Origin of the sequence: Polaromonas sp., from assembly GCF_031411155.1 — a bacterium.
Taxonomy (GTDB): Bacteria; Pseudomonadota; Gammaproteobacteria; order Burkholderiales; family Burkholderiaceae_C; genus Polaromonas.
Genome location: NZ_JANOAL010000164.1, coordinates 1 through 1,876, shown reverse-complemented (window position 1 = coordinate 1,876; position 1,876 = coordinate 1). Strand labels below are relative to the sequence as shown.

Genomic DNA, 1,876 nt, shown 5'->3' with positions numbered 1-1,876 from the left:
GAGACCGGCAGCGGCGCGGTGGCCATGATGCGCAGCATCAAGCGCGCGCTGGACCCGAAAAACATCATGAACCCGGGCAAGATTTTCAACTGGTGACTTGAACGGCCGGCCGTGTCAGCGCACTTGCGGCGTTGTCCGGGTCAGGCTGCTGCCGGAAAATGCGGTACCGGCGCGCGGCGTGGTGATCAGGAAACCCGACGGCAGCAAGCTATTGGTGAGCACATCGTACTGGGGTTGATCTGCACCGTAAACCAGGCCGCTCGTGGTCGTGGTGACGCTTTGGCTGCCGCGGGAAATGGCCAGCATGCGCCAGGTTCCAAGGCCCGAAGTGGCCACGGCCGAGTTCAGGTAGCCATAGGCATGGCTGGCGTGCGATCCGGCCGATTGCCAGCCCTCGGGGCCGGTGAGCGCCGAGAGATTGTTCAGCGTAGGCGGATTCGCCCTTGCCTTGAGTGAGCGCAAGGCCCCGTCCTGCGTGAACAGAATCAGGTCGTTGAGGTTCAGCACCGGTTGGAAGACCGTCACGGTCGTGGCTGGCGGGAAGCTTGTCAGGCTCAGCACGATGTCATTGCCGGTGCCGATGTGCGCCAGCGTCAACTGGCCGGTCGCCGCAGAAGCGAGGCCACCGGGGTCAGCCCCGCGACCTGTTTGCTGGTGCTGTCGTAGCTGCCCTTTTGCCACACCAGGCCCAGGGCAGTGGGCGCGGCGGACGCGTCGATGACATACTCCACATCAGGACGGCAAGGGTGGACCAGCGACAGGGCGATCGCGATCGGCGTGGTGCTGGCGGAACCTTCGACCTTGAGCACCGGGCTGTAGCTTCCCGATGCAGCCCAGGACGGCGCCGCCGGGGGTGCCAGCGTGTCCCCGCCACCACAGGCGACAAGAACGCTCACGGCGGCCAGAATGGGCCAGGGTCCTGTGTTAATAGTAATAATTGTTACGGCGCGATTCTGGCGGGGCGTGGTTCTCGCATCAGCGTCACGCCACAGCTAAGGGAAAGCATGCAACTGCACAACAACAAAAAGCGCCTGCTACTGGCTTGCCTGGTCGCCATCGCGGCCGCGGGTTGCCGGAGCGCCGACCCGGTCCCGGCGGCGCGCGCACCGAATCCCGAACTGCCCGCGCGCAGCGCCTGCCAGAAGGCGGATACGATGTGGAACGACAGCATTGTTCCCACGCGCTATCAGCAGTTGCCGCCGCTGGCCAGCCCGGGGATGGTCGATCTGCTCCAGCTGATAAACAGTCATTTTTCGGTCAAGGCGCTGACGACAGCGGGCGATGAACTGGAGCCCGGCCGGCGCAAGCTGATTCATGCCTTTGGCACCGAGGCGCGCTTGCGGCTGGTGATCAACCCGCAGGCGGCGGGCGGCTATACCGGCATTTTCCGCAGCGGCGCTGAATGCGTGATCGGCCGCTTTTCCCTGGCCAGCAAGCCCACGGCCGACGCCTCTATCCCGGCGCTGGCGCTGAAGATTTTCATAGGCGGCGATCAGCCCTCGGTCAATCTGCCGCTGATGCATTCGGTGGACGGGCAAGGCGGCCACAACTTTTTTGCGCAGACCTTCAGCAACCTCCTGCCGCCGGCCAGGGCTTTCCCGAAGCGCCTGCTCGCCAGCGGGTTTGAGCGTAGCGCCGTGCTGTTTGGCGCCCACGATCCCAACCCCGGCCGGCTGACGCTGGAACACCTGGCCGCCACGCTGCCGGACGGCACGCGCATCGCTGCGCCCAACGCGCCGCACCAGCTGCTCTTCAAGCCCACGGCGCCGGCCCGCGCGCTGATGCAGGACGCCAGCGCCACCGACGACTTTCGCCTCAAGCTGGCCGGCCTGCCGGTCGGCCAGCCGGTGTACGACATCTACACGCTGGCCGAGGG

Annotated in this window: 4 protein-coding genes; 2 read left to right on the top strand and 2 right to left on the bottom strand. The window is 65.9% G+C overall.

Translation table 11 applies throughout. The features are described 5' to 3' along the window. The coding region (locus RMO23_RS10710; RefSeq protein WP_309681284.1) for an FAD-linked oxidase C-terminal domain-containing protein at positions 1–96 on the top strand (96 nt) is incomplete at its 5' end. An 18-nt stretch (positions 97–114) separates the two neighbouring features. Here RMO23_RS10710 and RMO23_RS10705 read toward each other — a convergent pair. Next, positions 115–597 (bottom strand): hypothetical protein, encoded by a 483-nt coding sequence (locus tag RMO23_RS10705; protein WP_309681282.1) that lies wholly within the window; start codon positions 595–597, stop codon positions 115–117. Next, positions 594–896: a hypothetical protein gene (locus RMO23_RS10700; RefSeq protein WP_309681280.1), complete on the bottom strand. Its 303-nt coding sequence runs from the start codon at positions 894–896 to the stop codon at positions 594–596. The genes RMO23_RS10705 and RMO23_RS10700 overlap by 4 nt, the downstream gene beginning before the upstream one ends. 108 nt (positions 897–1,004) lie before the next feature. On the opposite strand from RMO23_RS10700, the gene RMO23_RS10695 reads away from it, so the two are divergent. Continuing rightward, positions 1,005–1,876 (top strand): hypothetical protein (locus RMO23_RS10695; RefSeq protein WP_309681278.1); only part of this gene is annotated, 872 nt, incomplete at its 3' end.